Source organism: Rhizobium sp. S152, assembly GCF_030380735.1.
Lineage (GTDB): Bacteria > Pseudomonadota > Alphaproteobacteria > Rhizobiales > Rhizobiaceae > Rhizobium.
The window spans coordinates 429,839-444,863 of sequence record NZ_JAUDRZ010000003.1; the positions used below are offsets into that span (position 1 = coordinate 429,839).

Genomic DNA, 15,025 nt, shown 5'->3' on the forward strand with positions numbered 1-15,025 from the left:
ATCGACATGACCATGACGCCAGATATCGTCATCATCGGCTCCGGCATCGGCGGCTCGACGGTTGCCGCAGGCCTTGCCGCCAGCGGCGCTTCGATCCTGATCCTCGAAGCTGGAGAGCGGCTTGCCGACCGGCCCGAAAACCGGGATCCGCGCGCGATCTTCCAGCGTGGGCACTTCCGCCCCAAGGAGACCTGGTACGAGGCCGGCGGCACCGGCTTCAATCCCGGCAACTACTACAATGTCGGCGGCAATTCGAAATTCTTTGGCGCCGTACTATCGCGCTACCGCAAGGAGGACTTCGAGGAGATCCGGCATCAGGAAGGCGTTTCGCCGGCATGGCCGTTTCCCTATGAGGAATTGGAGCCGTGGTATGGCCTCGCCGAAAGGATGTACCAAGTGCGCGGAGCATTGGGCGAGGACCCGACGGAGCCTGTCCATTCATCCGGCTACGCCTTTCCGCCGGTTCCCGACGAACCCGATATCGCGGATGTCAGGCATCGCCTGAAGATGAAAGGACTGCATCCGTTCTCGCTGCCGCTTGGCATCGATATCGATCGATGGCTCGCCAAGGCCAAGACCCCCTGGGATGCGCACCCCAATTCCGACGACGGCAAGATGGATGCGGAGACGGCGGCGCTTTCGCTGGCGCTCAAGCACGACAATGTCAGGATACAGACGGGCGCACGGGTAACGCGGCTGGAGGCGGGCGAGGGCGGGCGCATCGAGCGGGTCACCTATGTGAAATCGGGTGAGACGCACAGCGTTTCGTCGAAGCTGGTAATCCTGTCGGCGGGCGCCGTGCAGTCCTCCGCGCTGCTGCTACGCTCGGCGAGCGATCGCTACAGAACGGGTCTCGCCAATTCCTCCGGCCAGGTCGGCCGCAACTTCATGAACCACAACGCCTCGGCGGTGATTGCCGTATCGCCCCGCTACCGCAATACGTCGATCTACCAGAAGACGTTCGGCTTCAATGATTTCTATCTCTCTGATGGCGCGGGCGGGCCGCCGCTTGGCAACGTGCAGCTCCTCGGACGCATCTCGGGCAAGGTGCTGAAGGGTTCCATGCCGCGCGTGCCGGAGTGGCTGCTTGATCGGATCACCGGCCATGCGATCGATTTCTACGCGATGAGCGAGGATGTTCCCAACCCCGAAAGCCGGGTGAGAGTGGATGGCGAGCGGATCGTGCTGCAATGGCAGCGCACGAACTGGAATGCGCATCTCGCACTGGTCACGAAGCTGAAGCAGATCCTGAAGGCGATCGGTTTCCCGCTGGTTCTGTCACGGCCGTTCGACAAGCGCACGCCGTCGCATCAGTGCGGGACGGTCCGCATCGGCAACGACCCGGCCACCGCGCCGCTGGATACCTTCTGCCGTTCCTATGATCACACGAACCTCTTCGTCGTTGACGCAAGCTTCCTGCCGACCTCCGCGGCTGTGAACCCAGCGCTCACCGTTGCCAGCCAGGCGCTTCGGGTCGCCGATCACATAATCTCCCGGGACCTGACCGTATGACACGCGGCGGGCCTGTCGGTAATTGCATTCAACAGGATTAGCAAAATGCGTTTCGACTACATCATCACAGGAGCTGGCCCCGCTGGATGCGTACTCGCCAACCGGCTGACCGAAGACACAGATGTCAACGTTCTGCTCCTCGAAGCGGGTGGTGGCGATTGGAATCCGCTGTTCCACATGCCGGCCGGCTTTGCGAAAATGACCAAGGGTGTCGCCAGCTGGGGCTGGGAGACCGTTCCCCAGAAACACATGAACGGCCGGGTGCTGCGCTATACGCAGGCGAAGGTGATCGGCGGCGGCTCCTCGATCAACGCTCAGCTCTACACCAGGGGAAACTCGGCGGATTACGATCTGTGGGCCAGCGAAGACGGCTGCGACGGATGGGACTACCGGTCGATCCTTCCATACTTCAAGCGTGCGGAGGACAATCAGCGGTTCTCCGACGATTATCATTCCTATGGCGGGCCTCTCGGCGTTTCCATGCCCGCGGCTCCGCTCCCGATCTGCGACGCTTATATTCGGGCCGGTCAGGAGTTGGGAATTCCCTATAACCCCGACTTCAACGGCAGGCAGCAGGCTGGTGTAGGCTTCTATCAGGTCACCCAGCGCGATCACCGGCGCTCCTCGGCGTCGATGGCCTACCTCTCGCCGATCAAGGGGCGGAAGAACCTTACCATCCGTACCGGCGCGCGTGTGTCGCGCCTCATCGTCGAGGGCAAGCGCGTCACAGGCGTCGAGATTGCCGGCTCGAGTGGAACCGAAATCGTGCGCGCCGAGCGCGAAGTCCTCGTCTCGTCGGGAGCGATCGGTTCACCGAAGCTCCTTCTGCAGTCGGGCATTGGCCCGGCCGAACATCTGCAGTCAGTTGGTGTAAAGGTCGCGCATGATCTGCCTGGCGTTGGCGGCAACCTGCAGGATCACCTTGACCTCTTCGTCATCGCCGAATGCACGGGCGATCACACCTACGACGGCGTTGCCAAGCTTCACCGGACTTTGTGGGCAGGCATGGAATACATGCTTTTTCGAACCGGACCAGTCGCCTCCTCACTCTTCGAAACCGGAGGCTTCTGGTATGCCGATCCCGACGCCCGTTCTCCCGATATCCAGTTCCATCTCGGTCTGGGCTCGGGCATTGAAGCAGGTGTGGAGCGCCTGAAGAACGCCGGCGTAACACTCAATTCGGCTTATCTGCATCCGAGATCGCGCGGAACGGTTCGGCTGTCGTCGTCGGATCCGGCGGCCGCACCGCTCATCGATCCCAATTATTGGTCCGATCCCCACGACCGCAGGATGTCGCTCGAGGGGCTGCGGATAGCGCGCGAGATCATGCAGCAGGATGCGCTGAAGCCGTTCGTCCTCGCTGAGCGCCTGCCGGGTCCCAAGATCGCGACCGAAGAGCAGCTGTTCGAATACGGCTGCGCCAATGCCAAGACTGACCATCACCCGGTTGGCACTTGCAAGATGGGCACCGGGCGTGACGCCGTGGTCGGCCTCGATCTCAAGGTTCACGGTCTTGAGGGGCTTCGTGTTTGCGATTCGTCGGTCATGCCGCGAGTGCCGTCGTGCAACACCAACGCGCCAACCATCATGGTGGGCGAGAAGGGGGCTGATCTCATTCGCGGCCGGCAGCCACTCCCATCGGCGATCTTCACGCACGAGCGCAATGACACCCGCCCCAGAGCCCGATCCGTCGTTCGGTAAACCCAAACGCGTCCCCGGCCGCAGCGGCACAGTAAAAAAGGAATTCGTTCAATGATGGAAGTGAAGGTTGCCGTGCTGGGTGGCTCTGGTTGGATGGGCAAGGTGCATACCATGGCCTACCAGACCTTCCCGCATTTCCTTGGCGTATCCGGCGGGACCGCGCGCGTTGTCGCGATCGTGGAAGCAAATCGCGCAGCGGCGGACGATCTTGCGCGCCGTGCGCCCGGAACAAGGATACTCCATGACTGGCGGCTCGCGGTTAACGATCCGGAGGTCGATCTCATCGATATTTGCCTGCCTGACAGCCTGCACTACGAGGTGGCAAAGGCCGCACTCCTCGCCGGAAAGCACGTCTACTGCGAGAAGCCGCTGGCCAATACGGCCGCCGAAGCGCGCGAACTCGCCGACATCGCCCGCGACAAGGGTGTCATTACGCGGGTCGGACATGCTTTTCCCCGCAACCCTGTTCATGATCTTGCCAAGGAGATCATCGAAGCCGGCGAGATCGGCGAGATCAAGATGTTCAAGGGGTGCCAGCATGTCGACATGTACGGCGATCCGATGGCGCCGTTCATGTGGCGCGCCGACGCCGGCCTTGGCCCGACAGGTATTATTGGCGACACGGGGTCGCACGTTTTCAGCTTCATGGAGTTTCTGGTTGGCCGGGTCAGCTCACTGATCGCCGACAACCTCATCGTCACCGCCAGGCGCCCGGTGGTTGAGGGACTTGGCTACGGTGAGCAAGTCGTCCTCACCGGCGACGAGAAGTGGGCCGATGTCACCAATCCGGATGCAACCAATCTTCTCTGCCGGTTTGAAAACGGCGCCGCGGGAATCGTGGATTTCAGCCGCGTTGCGACTGGTCGAAAATTCCAGCAGACCTATGAGGTTTACGGCACCAAGGGAAGCCTCGCCTACACGTATGATGAGGTAAACCGGCTCCGCTTCTATTCCAACGAGGACCGCGCCGGCCGCGCCGGGTTCCGGGAGATCGACGTCGGCCCCGAACATCCGACCTTCCGTGCCTTCCTGCCACTGCCAAACTTCGCCCTCGGTTACAACGAAAGCAAGATCATCGAGGTAGCGGAAGTCATCAAATCGATCACGACGAACACGCCGATGTGGCCCACCTTCGAAACCGGTCACCACATCTGCCAGATCGTCGATGCGTGCATGGAGTCCTCGCGCGTGAAGCGTTGGGTCGACATACCGCTTGGTTGAGCAAAGATATCAAGGATCTGGCTGATGAGTATCGATGTTCCTCAAGAAATCCTCGACGCATTGACCGATGTGGACATGCCCCGGCAGTTGAGGGAGAAGGCGCCTTCGGAGATCATCCACGCTGACGGATTCGAAATCCCGATCTATCGGACGGGATGCGTAGTCGTGGGCTCGGGAGCCGCGGGTCTGCGCGCCGCCGTGGAACTCGACCGCCGTGGCGGGGATGTGGCGATCATAAGCCAAAGCGCCTGGGGCGGGACCTCGGCCTGCTCTGGATCGGACAAGCAGACGCTTCACACCGCGAATACCGCGGACCAGGGCGACAATTACAAGGCGATGGCACAGGCGATACGGGCTGGCGGCGCCATGGATGAGGATACCGCCTATGTCGAGGCCGTGGGGTCTGGGCGTATGATGGCCTCGCTCCAATATCTCGGTCTCCCGCTTCCGCAAGAGCGGCTTGGTGGTACATTGCGATATCAGACGGACCACGACGAGGTCGGCCGCGCGACGAGTTGCGGCCCGAGGACATCAAGATTGATGGTCAAAGTCCTGGCGGAGGAAGCGAACCGGCTGTCCATTCCCCTCTACAACCATACAACAGCGGTGCGGGTGCTGGTCGACGAAAGCGGGGATACGCGCCAGGTGGTCGGTATCCTCGCCGTCCGTCCGAACGACCGGTCGGACAAGAATCGGCTCGGCCTGGTCATCTTCGCGGCGGAGACAGTGGTGCTTGCGGCCGGGGGGCCTGGGGAACTCTACCGCGATAGCGTCTACCCGAACGGTTGCTTCGGCTCGCTTGGGCTGGCCCTCGAAGCCGGGATTGAGTTGGTCAACCTCACGGAAAGCCAGTTCGGTATAGGCACGCGCCGGGAAGGCTTTCCGTGGAATCTGTCGGGCACATATGTGCAAGCTATACCACACATCTATTCGATCGACGCGGATGGTGCGGAGGATCACTTTCTCGCGCGCTACTATCGAACGACGCAGGAGATGGCGTCGAACATATTCCGCAAGGGCTATCAGTGGCCGTTTCATTCCACCAGAATGCTGGACTTCGGGTCCAGCCTCGTGGACCTCGCGATCTACCGGGAAGGCGCGGCCGGACGCCGCGTCTATATGGATTTCAACCGAAATCCTCTACCGGTGGGGGACGATCTGCCGTTCTCGTTGGAACGGCTCGACGATGACGTAAAGCGCTACCTTGGTACGGCGGGCGCAAACCAGGCGCTTCCCATTCAGCGGTTGCGCCACATGAACCCCCTGTCGATCGAACTCTACCGTCGCTACAAGACCGACATTACCGCGGCGCCGCTTGAGTTCGCCGTGAACAACCAGCATATGAACGGCGGTATCCTGGTTGATATCTGGGGGAGGACGAACCTTACGGGCTGCTACGCGGTGGGCGAAGCAGCCGGCACCCATGGCGTAACGCGACCGGGAGGTGCTGCGTTGAATGCGGGACAGGTCTTCGGAACGCGCGTCGCGGAACATATTAGCGCGAGCGGAAAAGCAGGCAGCGCATCGGAACGCGATTTGCAAGACATCACACAAGCCGCGGTAGCCGAACTTGTTGGGACGTTGAGGTCGGACAGTCCCTTGACGATAAAGAGCATACGGAACGAGGTCCAAGCCAGGATGAGCGATAAAGCTGGGATCATATGCAACGAAAAAAGCGTGTCCGCAGCGTTACTTGAGGCTCGCCAGCTCAACCGCAACATCAGGAGCAAAGGTGTTGCTGTCGAAAGAACATCGGAAACCGCAAGAGCGTTACAATGGCGACAGATGGCGCTGGCGTCCGAGGCGGTGCTGGAGGCGTTGGATTATTTCATCCGTAACGGCGGCGGCAGCCGGGGCGCGCGTGCCATTTGCGACGCCGAAGGCGAGGCCGTTCCGCTAGCGAATTCAGGCGCACTCGAGGCGTTCCGTTTCCGCCGGGAGCGTGACGCACACAAGGATGAGCAAATTATTGTCAGAGTGATTGGGGACAGGCTTCAGACATCGACGCGTCCCAATCGCAGGCTCGATGGGACAACAAGGAACTTCTTTGAGCGCGATTGGCCCGCGTGGCTGACGGGGCAGATATACGATCTTAAAGGCTAGGTAAGGCCGTATGAGCCTGTCGGTGATCCCGGTATGGCTTGCAGGCTGCTAGTCTTGCTCACGCGGCGGTTTCGCCGAGGTCGTCGGCGATGCGCTGACGAGCGCGGTTGACGCGGCTCTTGATCGTGCCCGTGGCGCAATGAAACCGCTGCGCGGCCTCTTCATAGGAGCGTCCTTCTATAAAGACGAATTCGAAAGCCGATCTGAAAGGTTCTTGCAGGCTCCCACACGCACGTTCCAGTTCCTGGCCACGCACTCGCCATTCCTGTTCCGGCGCGACGCTGCCAGCATGGGACGCGCAGTCTTCGAGGCCGACGACTTCTCGCTTGCCGACGCGAAAACGCGTGCAGAACGAGTTTCGCATGATTGTGAAGAGCCACGACTTCAGCTTCGTGCCGGGACGAAACCGATCGATGTTGGATAGCCCCTTGAGGAGCGTTTCCTGCACCAGATCCTCCGCGTCCACAGGGCTCTTGTGAAAGGTTCTCGCGAAAGCATTCAGGGCGGGAATGAGGAGGATGACCTCTTCCTCTATCGAGCAGGCCATCGTTTGTTCGGAAACCATGTTGGATCCTCCAGTCTTTGGAGGAAGAGCCACGGACAGCCTTTGTTCCAACCAGCCCCATAGTTGTACGTTAACGTACAATTAGGCCTAGTGAGCAGCCGGTACCGGATCGAAGAGAGCCCTGGCAATATCGCCGAGTTCATCCGGGTTGTCGGAGAGGACATAGCCGCCGTAGCGTTCTCGGGCAAGATCATGTGGCGGCGTTGCCACGAAAACGAAGGGAATGCCATATTCCTGCAAGCGTTCGACAAGCCGAAAAACCGTCGTTTCGTCGAGCCGAATATCGAGGATCGCGCCATCCACCCGTTGTCGGTCAATGATCGCCATGCCTGACTCAACGGAGGGCGCAGGCGGCATCAGAATTGTTCCCAGACCGCACAGCGCCACACGTATTTCGTCTGCCGCGAAGAAACCTTCCTCGACGATCAGCAGATGTTTTCCGTTCAAAAGGCCAAGGCTGTCCGAGGTATTGTCCATCGCTGGGGTCTTCGTGGTTGATCCATGTGATCCAAACCAAGATCGTAGGCTGAGGTTTCCCGAAACCGGTCGGAGAGCGGCGGTACGGTAGCGTACACTCCTGCTCACGTTGTTGCGGCTGGCTGATTCCGCTATACTTTCTAGGGCATGAGTGGATCAAGCACCAACGTTGCGCTGATTGTTGAGGACGAGCTGTTCATAGTACTCGAGCTCGAGGATGTGTTGCGCGAGCTTGGCTATGGGAAGGTTGAGGCTTTTTCGGATACCGTTGCGGCACTCTCCTGGCTTCAGCACGTCAAGCCAGCAATCGCTATCATCGACTACCATCTGAAAGGCGACACGGCAGAGAATCTTGTTGCCATTCTTGCGGACGCAGAGGTCCCGACGGTTATCTATTCCGGCCGTTCCTACGATCCTCAGACGGATGGCGAGGCCCTGGCCACGTGTGAGTGGCTGATGAAACCTGCCGATGACGCGATGCTCGCGGCAGCGATAGAGCGAGCATCGGCTGCGGGGTAGGCGATCAGCGTGCCGTGAGCGGCAGGCATTGTGGACATAACCCGCCGACAAATAAAGTCGGAACCTTTCGCTGTCGTGCCGGTTGACCTCACATGAGGGGAAGGGTCCGGAGACTTCATCATGTCTTTCATAGCCGTAGACCGCCTGAAGGTAACGAACCATCTTATCAAGCGTCTGTCTGAAACCGCATATGGCATTCTTCAGCCGCACATGGAACGCGTCGATCTGCCGGTGCGGCATTCACTGGTCCATCCTTACCGCCGGACAGATCATGTTTATTTCATCGAATCCGGTATCGCGTCGGTCGTCTCGACCAGCGAAACGGGCGAGAGCGTGGAGGTTGGACACCTCGGGCGTGAGGCGATGGCCGGCGGGCACGTCGTGCTATGTGCCGATAGTACACCGACGAGCACCTACATGCAGGTGGCGGGGGAGGGCATCAGTATTCCCGTCGCGGTCTTCAGGAAGGCGCTCGCCGCCGATGATGACGCCCATGAGCTCTTTCTGCGCTTCATGCAGTATCTTTCGATCCAGGTGGCGCAATCCGCTCTGGCCAACGCGCGTTACGACGTGCCGGCAAGATTGGCGCGCTGGTTGCTGATGTCGCATGACAGGATTGATTCCGACGACCTTCCGCTGACCCATGAGTTCCTTGCCCTCATGCTCGGCGTCCGGCGTTCCGGCGTGACCGACCATCTGCATATCGCGGAGGGCATGCGCGCCATCAAGGCCACGCGGGGCAATATCCGCGTTCTCGACCGGGCAAAGCTGATGGCGATCGCTGGCGACTGTTACGGATTGCCGGAAAAGGAATACGAACGGCTCATGCAGGTGGCAAAGCCTCAAGTGTGACGCGGCTTAACCGAAGCGAGGTCTGTTGAGTTGGGCACCAAAAAGATCCTCGTAGATTCGCTCCGGGGTGCCGTAGCTTCCCGCCGCGATAACTTCCAGCTTCTGCCTATCGAGAATTTTTACATTCCCCCTCGTTGCCCGGATGGCGTGAATGCCCTCGAGAACGTGAAGCTCGTTGGTGATGCCGGATCGCCTGACGCCGAGCATGAGTGCCAGGAATTCGTGGGTCAGCGGAAGGTCGTCGCTCCGCAGCCGATCGTGCACCATCAGCAGCCAGCGTGCGAGGCGCTCATTGATGCTGTACCGTGCATTCGCCAGCGCCGAATTTGCAAGCTGCAGGGCCGCATAGGGGTTGTAGCGGAGCAACAGCTCGAGGAGCACGGGATCCTCTTCGGTCGCGCGTCGCAGACGATCGATCGGCAACGCATATCCGCAACCGCTCACCTGCATGAAAGTCTGGTTCGGCGTGGTGTCCGCAGCCAGCACAATATGGGCAGCTGACATGCCTTCGAAGCCGATGTGCCCGACCTCGACGCTCTCGCCATCAGGGCTCAAGGCGATCATTGAGGCGAGGCCGTTCTCGATAAAATAGGCGTGCGACGGTCGCTCATCGGATTGCACGAGCACTTGCTTAGCCGGCAATTCGACAGGCTGCAGAAAATCGCCAAGGAGGGCCAGACTGTTTTCGGGAAGACTAACTAGAATCCTGTTCCTGATATTGGTTATTTCAAAGCCTGCCATTACGATCCCCGAGTCACCGAACCAATCGGACCCGGTGGCCACCATAGGCGGTAATGCACGCGCTATTCCATAGGCCGACGACCTCTGTGCGGTTTCGACATTCGAGCGGAGGGGACCGCTAAGTCTTTGCTTCTACGATGTTTGCGCCTTCATAATTCATGAGGCCGGCGGGGCGTTCAACCCATGAGAGCGCTGTGGCGACGATCGTCTAAAATGGCGGCAAAGGATAGGTTATACCTGCGTAGTGGACAGGGTTGCCGGTTCGATCGCGGAAACACCGCCCGAGCGCCATGACTTTTCTGATTTCGCCAAAACAGTCCTCGACGCGGTACTCATCAAAATAGGGCCCGCCATCCGCGACCGCCTCGGAGATCGAGTGCGCCACGCGTTTCCGGTCGAGCGGATGGATGCTTGCGATATAGTGTTCGATCGACAGGCCACACAATGCTTCGTCGGGATCCAGGCCGAGGAGCCTGGCAAGCGCCGTATCTGCGTAAAAGACGTTCTTCTCCAAGCACCATGTCCAGATGCCCGGTTCCTCCTCCGAAACTCCAAAGTTCACGTTATGTTGCCCTCCCAATTCGCCCCTCTGACGTCTGCGGTATCAACCCCAGGATGATTGATGGTTATCTGGAGCGAGCAGGGATTCTTTGCCAGCTATCGTCATGAAACGTACAGTTGTCTGCTGGCCGGGGTCACGTCATGGTGGCGCGGTACTCGAACGCGATCACAATAAATCGTTCTCGTAACATTTCGGCGATTTCGCCCGCGCCGTTGTTGCCCAATTTCGAACGCCATCTGATTTCATAGACGAGAGCGTCGCTATGGTCGTCGATCCGTTGAATGGCTGTGAAACGAGCTTCTGATCCCTTGGGAAGCGCCTCCGTGATATCGGGAAGGTGTTCGCGTTTCGGCATCTGAATGGTGACCGAGCTCTTCTGTTCGCATGCGAGCCATGTGGTGATGTGCTTCAGCGGTGAAAGGACGGCGAGGGCGACGATCGTCGCGACGGTGCCGACGATGATCTGGCCGCCGCCGAAGCTTAAGCCGATGGCTGTTATCACCCAAAGCGTTGCCGCCGTCGTCACGCCGGTGGCGATATCGCCCCGCCGGAGGATGGCGCCGCCGCCGATGAACCCCACGCCTGTCAGGATGCCGAGCGGAAAGCGCAGGATGTCCATCGATCCGTTGGCACTTTCGCTGGTGGAAAGGAGGAGGTTCGCCTGGATCATCGATATGCAGGCTGCCAACCCCACCAGCATCGTCGTGCGCAGCCCGGCGGCATGACCGCCTTGCTCCCGGTTGGCGCCGATGAGCAGCCCCGCCACCAGCGTGGCCAGAATGCGGACCGCGATATCTTCCCAGCTTGGATCGGCCGGCATCGTATCAATCAAAGCCGGAGTCCTCTCGGGCGAGTAGATGCAGGCGCTTTCTTCGCACGGGAACCTCCTTTACCGCATGACAAGAAGCTAGGGCGGCGCAGTCAAAAGCAAGTGGTTGATGAAACGGGCAGAATGGCATCAATACCCGGGAACAATTACCGCCACGGTCAGTTCATTACCGAGTTACAGCTGCTCGGATTGCACCATGACCTATGTCGTTTCCCAACCTGTACCCCGCGCATTCAGGTTTCGTCTCCGCTCGATACCCTTCCACTTCGCCGCTGCCTGCCTCATCGGGGCGTTGCTGACCGACATCGCTTATTCGCAAACCATGCAGATGATGTGGACCAATTTTTCCGCTTGGCTGCTGTTGGCTGCTACCGTGTTGGGAGCGCTAGGCTTCGTAGCCGGCATGGTGGATGCCTTTCGCGGGCTGCTCGCGCTACGGACCCTGGCCGGATGGCTCTATGTCTTCGGCTGTGTGATCGTTCTCGCCCTGGCGATCCTCAATTCGTTCGTGCATAGCAGGGACGCCTGGACTTCGGTCATGCCAATGGGGCTCGCCCTTTCCGCAGCGACCGTCGTGCTTATCCTGATCGTTGCCGTGCTTGGCGCACGGGTTCATCGACTGACCGTGGGAGGATGGTGAGATGTTCTTCCGGCACCCCCACCTGCGAACCATGCTCGGCGGATTGCTCTCTTGCGCGGCTACATTGTCGCTTGCCGCCTGCAGCGACGATGAGCCCGATCCTGTCGAGATCGGCCCCAACCCTAAGCTACCCGAACAGTCGCAGTTCTTCGTTCCGCCCATGCATGTCGCAAAGGTCGTCGGCTGGAAGGACGGGGAGACGCCGAAGGTCGCCGACGGGCTGAAGATTCAGGCCATGGCGACGGGCCTGGGCCATCCTCGGTCCATCTACACCTTGCCGAACGGGGATGTCCTGGCGGTCCAATCAACGGCGCCCGAGGGAGAGCCGGTCACCCGCCCCAAGGATCTGATCGTCGGTTGGGTACAGTCTTTCGCAACGGGCGGCGGTGGCGGAAAAAGCGCACCGAGCAACCGCATCACCCTTTTGCGCGACGCCGACGGCGATGGCGTCGCGGAGATAAGCGAGGTCTTCCTCGATCATCTAAACTCGCCCTTCGGCGTGGCGCTGGTTGGCGGTGATCTCTACGTCGCCAATACCGACGCGATCGTGCGCTACCCTTATCGCGAGGGCGAAACCAAGATCACCGAGGCCGGCACAGTGTTGACCGAACTGCCCGGCGGGCCGATCGATCACCACTGGACGAAGAGCCTCGTGGCGAGCGAGGACGGCAATACGCTCTACGTCGGCGTCGGATCCAATAGCAACATCACCGAGAACGGTATCGAGGCGGAGAAAAACCGCGCCGCCATATGGGAGGTCGACCGACAGAGCGGCCGCCATCGCATTTTCGCGGCCGGCCTGCGCAATCCGAACGGCCTGAGCATCGAGCCGCAGACGAAGGCGCTCTGGACCGTCGTCAACGAGAGGGACGAACTCGGTCCCAATCTCGTGCCTGACTACATGACGTCGGTGAAGGACGGTGGTTTCTACGGCTGGCCATACAGCTACTATGGCCAGAATGTCGATCCGCGCGTGATGCCGCAACGTCCGGATCTGGTCGCCAAGGCGATCGTCCCCGACTACGCGCTGAGCTCGCACGTGGCGCCACTCGGCATGACGTTCTACACCGGCGCCAATCTGCCGGAGAGCTATCGCGGCGGTGCCTTCGTCGGCGAGCACGGCAGCTGGAACCGGCATTCGTTCAACGGCTACAAGGTCGTGTTCGTGCCGTTTCGCGACGGCAAGCCTGGCGGCCCGCCCCAGGATGTCGTGACCGGCTTTCTAGACGGCCAGAACCAGGCCCGCGGTCGTCCCGTCGGCGTCGGTGTGGACGGAAAGGGCGCACTGCTGATCGCGGATGACGTCGGCAACACCATCTGGCGCGTGACGGCGCAATGAACCGTCACGAAAGGCCGGTCAGGAACCGTTTGAACGGCGATGTGCTGTGGTACAAGGACGCCGTGATCTATCAGCTTCACGTCAAGAGTTTTTTCGATGCCGACGGAGATGGGGTCGGCGACTTTAAGGGCTTGACCCAAAAGCTCGACTATATCGCCTCGCTTGGCGTCAACACGATCTGGCTGTTGCCATTCTATCCTTCGCCACGCCGCGACGACGGCTACGATATTTCGGACTACCGGGGCATCAGCTCGCAGTACGGTGATATTGACGACTTTCAAGCTTTCGTCGATGCGGCCCATGGGCTGGGAATTCGTGTCGTCGTCGAGTTGGTGGTCAACCACACATCCGACGAGCATCCATGGTTCCAGCGCGCTCGTCGCGCGCCGGCGGGATCGCCGGAGCGTGACTACTATGTCTGGTCGGATACCGATGACAAGTTCGCGGAAACGCGCATCATCTTCGTCGATACGGAGAAGTCGAACTGGAGCTGGGATCCTGTCGCCAAGGCCTATTACTGGCACCGCTTCTATTCTCATCAGCCGGACTTGAACTACCGTAATCCGGAGGTCGTCGAGGAGCTTCTCGACACGATGCGCTTCTGGCTGGACAAGGGCGTCGACGGCTTTCGCCTCGATGCGATCCCGCATCTCGTCGAGCGCGAACACACCGACAATGAAAACCTGCCGGAAACGCATGCGCTTTTGAAACACATTCGCAAGAAGCTCGAGCGGAAGCATCCCGATGTCATACTGTTGGCCGAAGCCAATCTCTGGCAGCAGGAGGCGCGTGAGTATTTCGGTGAGGGTGACGAATGCCATATGGCATTCCATTTTCCGCTGATGCCGCGCATGTTCATGGCGATCGCGAAAGAAAGCGCCAAGCCGATCAAGACGATCCTCCGGCAGACGCTGTCCATTCCGGATGAGTGCCAATGGGCGATCTTTCTTCGTAACCACGACGAGCTGACGCTGGAGATGGTGACCGAAGCAGAGCGGAACTTTCTTTGGGAAACCTACGCGGCCGACAAACGCGCAAGGCTCAACCTTGGTATTCGCCGCCGGCTTTCTCCGCTGATGGGCCAGGATCGTCGCCGGATCGAACTGCTGCATATGCTGTTGCTGTCGCTGCCGGGAAGTCCGGTTCTCTACTACGGCGATGAGATCGGAATGGGAGACAATATCGACCTCGGCGATCGCGACGGAGTGCGAACGCCGATGCAGTGGTCAGACCGCGAGAATGCCGGCTTCTCGCAGGCTGCACCGCCGAAGCTGGCGCTTCCCGTCATCACCGATCCCCAGTTCAGCTATGCGGCCATCAATGTCGCCGAGCAGGATGACGATCCGCATTCCCTGCTCAACTGGATCCGGCAGACGCTGCGGCTTCGCGCCGAACATGCCGCGTTCGGTCGCGGTTCGATGCGGTTTCTAAAGACCGACAACGACAGCGTGCTGGCCTATCTCAGGGAGTGCAGGGACGATATCATTCTCTGCGCTGCCAACCTGTCGAAAACCTCACAGGCTGTCAGGATAGACCTGCCGGACATGCAAGGCCTGGTGCCCGTCGAGCTAACGGGCGAGACGATGTTTCCGGCGATCGGCCGCCAACGCTATTCTCTGACCTTCCAGCCGTATGCGTATTTCTGGTTCAAGCTGACGAATAACGGTGCCGCCACCAGCTGATGTAGACGTCGGCGATCACCTTCGACAAAACCTCGACCCGTTGCAAATCGCGCTCGCTCATCGCTATCAATCCCATCTGCATTCTCCCAGACGTCGTTCAGACCGGGGAGTGTGACATTCCAACCTCCTGAAACCATGGCCGTTATTGTCCTCGTTACATTTGAAAATGGAATCTGCCCCGGTGTGAGTTCATGCTGAAGCGCGACTTGCGGGGCCTCTCAAGCTAACCGGCGTAGCGTATCTGGGCGAGGAGTTTCTTTCGAAAGACCTCTGCCGGCGTTC

Annotated in this window: 13 protein-coding genes and 1 pseudogene; 9 read left to right on the forward strand and 5 right to left on the reverse strand. The window is 60.0% G+C overall.

What is annotated here, in order from left to right; translation table 11 throughout:
* Positions 1–6 precede the first annotated feature (6 nt).
* From QTL95_RS06665 to QTL95_RS06680, 4 genes are read left to right on the forward strand one after another with little or no spacing between them, the layout of a single operon-like run.
* Complete coding sequence (locus QTL95_RS06665; RefSeq protein ID WP_289719171.1) at positions 7–1,512, forward strand: FAD-dependent oxidoreductase; 1,506 nt, start codon at positions 7–9, stop codon at positions 1,510–1,512.
* 45 nt (positions 1,513–1,557) lie between these two features.
* The gene (locus QTL95_RS06670; RefSeq protein WP_289719172.1) at positions 1,558–3,213 is read left to right on the forward strand and encodes a GMC family oxidoreductase; all 1,656 of its coding nucleotides are present in this window, start codon (positions 1,558–1,560) and stop codon (positions 3,211–3,213) included.
* 51 nt (positions 3,214–3,264) lie between these two features.
* Complete coding sequence (locus QTL95_RS06675) at positions 3,265–4,434, forward strand: Gfo/Idh/MocA family protein (protein WP_289719173.1); 1,170 nt, start codon at positions 3,265–3,267, stop codon at positions 4,432–4,434.
* A 24-nt stretch (positions 4,435–4,458) separates the two neighbouring features.
* Positions 4,459–6,537 (forward strand): FAD-dependent oxidoreductase, encoded by a 2,079-nt coding sequence (locus tag QTL95_RS06680; protein WP_289719174.1) that lies wholly within the window; start codon positions 4,459–4,461, stop codon positions 6,535–6,537.
* 58 nt (positions 6,538–6,595) lie between these two features.
* Here the strand turns inward: QTL95_RS06680 and QTL95_RS06685 are convergent, their stop codons facing one another.
* Both QTL95_RS06685 and QTL95_RS06690 read right to left on the reverse strand, forming a co-directional pair.
* Positions 6,596–7,102 (reverse strand): sigma-70 family RNA polymerase sigma factor, encoded by a 507-nt coding sequence (locus QTL95_RS06685; RefSeq protein ID WP_289719175.1) that lies wholly within the window; start codon positions 7,100–7,102, stop codon positions 6,596–6,598.
* Positions 7,103–7,189: 87 nt separating this feature from the next.
* The gene (locus QTL95_RS06690; RefSeq protein WP_289719176.1) at positions 7,190–7,579 is read right to left on the reverse strand and encodes a response regulator; all 390 of its coding nucleotides are present in this window, start codon (positions 7,577–7,579) and stop codon (positions 7,190–7,192) included.
* 147 nt (positions 7,580–7,726) lie between these two features.
* On the opposite strand from QTL95_RS06690, the gene QTL95_RS06695 reads away from it, so the two are divergent.
* Both QTL95_RS06695 and QTL95_RS06700 read left to right on the forward strand, forming a co-directional pair.
* Positions 7,727–8,098 (forward strand): response regulator, encoded by a 372-nt coding sequence (locus QTL95_RS06695; protein WP_289719177.1) that lies wholly within the window; start codon positions 7,727–7,729, stop codon positions 8,096–8,098.
* 120 nt (positions 8,099–8,218) lie between these two features.
* Positions 8,219–8,950, forward strand: coding sequence for a Crp/Fnr family transcriptional regulator (locus tag QTL95_RS06700; RefSeq protein WP_289719178.1), 732 nt, complete (start codon positions 8,219–8,221; stop codon positions 8,948–8,950).
* A gap of 6 nt (positions 8,951–8,956) precedes the next feature.
* On the opposite strand, the gene QTL95_RS06705 is transcribed toward QTL95_RS06700, so the two are convergent.
* From QTL95_RS06705 to QTL95_RS06715, 3 genes are all read right to left on the reverse strand, one after another.
* A complete protein-coding gene (locus QTL95_RS06705; protein WP_289719179.1) occupies positions 8,957–9,691 on the reverse strand; it encodes a Crp/Fnr family transcriptional regulator in 735 nt (244 codons plus the stop codon).
* A 208-nt stretch (positions 9,692–9,899) separates the two neighbouring features.
* Positions 9,900–10,253 carry a PAS domain-containing protein gene (locus tag QTL95_RS06710; protein ID WP_289719180.1) on the reverse strand — a complete coding sequence of 118 codons (354 nt, stop codon included), beginning with the start codon at positions 10,251–10,253 and terminating at the stop codon, positions 9,900–9,902.
* A gap of 133 nt (positions 10,254–10,386) precedes the next feature.
* Complete coding sequence (locus tag QTL95_RS06715) at positions 10,387–11,073, reverse strand: MgtC/SapB family protein (protein ID WP_289719211.1); 687 nt, start codon at positions 11,071–11,073, stop codon at positions 10,387–10,389.
* Positions 11,074–11,278: 205 nt separating this feature from the next.
* Between QTL95_RS06715 and QTL95_RS06720 the strand changes: the two genes are divergently transcribed.
* From QTL95_RS06720 to treS, 3 genes and pseudogenes are all read left to right on the forward strand, one after another.
* Positions 11,279–11,722 (forward strand): DUF2231 domain-containing protein, encoded by a 444-nt coding sequence (locus tag QTL95_RS06720; RefSeq protein WP_289719181.1) that lies wholly within the window; start codon positions 11,279–11,281, stop codon positions 11,720–11,722.
* A gap of 31 nt (positions 11,723–11,753) precedes the next feature.
* Positions 11,754–13,061, forward strand: a complete 1,308-nt coding sequence (locus QTL95_RS06725; protein WP_442981263.1) for a PQQ-dependent sugar dehydrogenase — start codon at positions 11,754–11,756, stop codon at positions 13,059–13,061.
* Positions 13,058–14,716, forward strand: a pseudogene (treS, locus tag QTL95_RS06730) (maltose alpha-D-glucosyltransferase); the annotation flags it as partial. The gene QTL95_RS06725 and the pseudogene treS, both read left to right, overlap by 4 nt.
* Positions 14,717–15,025: the final 309 nt, after the last annotated feature.

What these genes read in the sequence shown, in the direction of transcription:
- QTL95_RS06705 (WP_289719179.1), bottom strand. Translation starts at nt 9,691, where the DNA reads ATGGCAGGCTTTGAAATAACCAATATCAGGAACAGGATTCTAGTTAGT.
- QTL95_RS06680 (WP_289719174.1), top strand. Translation starts at nt 4,459, where the DNA reads ATGAGTATCGATGTTCCTCAAGAAATCCTCGACGCATTGACCGATGTG.
- QTL95_RS06675 (WP_289719173.1), top strand. Translation starts at nt 3,265, where the DNA reads ATGATGGAAGTGAAGGTTGCCGTGCTGGGTGGCTCTGGTTGGATGGGC.
- QTL95_RS06700 (WP_289719178.1), top strand. Translation starts at nt 8,219, where the DNA reads ATGTCTTTCATAGCCGTAGACCGCCTGAAGGTAACGAACCATCTTATC.
- QTL95_RS06685 (WP_289719175.1), bottom strand. Translation starts at nt 7,102, where the DNA reads ATGGTTTCCGAACAAACGATGGCCTGCTCGATAGAGGAAGAGGTCATC.
- QTL95_RS06715 (WP_289719211.1), bottom strand. Translation starts at nt 11,073, where the DNA reads ATGCCGGCCGATCCAAGCTGGGAAGATATCGCGGTCCGCATTCTGGCC.
- QTL95_RS06690 (WP_289719176.1), bottom strand. Translation starts at nt 7,579, where the DNA reads ATGGACAATACCTCGGACAGCCTTGGCCTTTTGAACGGAAAACATCTG.
- QTL95_RS06665 (WP_289719171.1), top strand. Translation starts at nt 7, where the DNA reads ATGACCATGACGCCAGATATCGTCATCATCGGCTCCGGCATCGGCGGC.
- QTL95_RS06720 (WP_289719181.1), top strand. Translation starts at nt 11,279, where the DNA reads ATGACCTATGTCGTTTCCCAACCTGTACCCCGCGCATTCAGGTTTCGT.
- QTL95_RS06670 (WP_289719172.1), top strand. Translation starts at nt 1,558, where the DNA reads ATGCGTTTCGACTACATCATCACAGGAGCTGGCCCCGCTGGATGCGTA.
- QTL95_RS06725 (WP_442981263.1), top strand. Translation starts at nt 11,754, where the DNA reads ATGCTCGGCGGATTGCTCTCTTGCGCGGCTACATTGTCGCTTGCCGCC.
- QTL95_RS06695 (WP_289719177.1), top strand. Translation starts at nt 7,727, where the DNA reads ATGAGTGGATCAAGCACCAACGTTGCGCTGATTGTTGAGGACGAGCTG.